Here is a 344-nt window from a genome sequence, read left to right as displayed (position 1 = left end):
ACGCATGACCGGTCACGATATCGGCATCATGGCAGAAAACAACGATGACGAGGACAACTTCGCCCCTATCGACTGGTTGGCCGACCACGATGCAGAGCCTAGCCATCAGTTGTCCAAACAAGCCCACTACGCCCTGCAAACCGAAGGTCTGCAAAACGCCTTGGCGCAACTGGACGACCGCAGTCGCCGCATCGTTGAAAGCCGCTGGTTGCAAGACGATGGCGGTTTGACCCTGCACGAATTGGCTGCCGAATACGGCGTATCTGCCGAACGCATCCGCCAAATCGAAGCCAAAGCCATGCAAAAACTGCGCGGTTTCTTGGCAGAAGAAGCTGAAGCCGTTT

Annotated in this window: 1 protein-coding gene; it reads left to right on the top strand. The window is 56.1% G+C overall.

What is annotated here, in order from left to right:
• Positions 1-344, top strand: a 344-nt coding sequence (locus ACTHS3_RS17420; RefSeq protein ID WP_440368687.1) for a sigma-70 family RNA polymerase sigma factor, incomplete at both ends; no start/stop codon positions are given.

Source organism: Neisseria sp. P0009.S007 (assembly GCF_051962515.1).
Note: the sequence above shows the minus strand (reverse complement) of the source record. Positions and strands in the feature narration are given on the sequence as shown.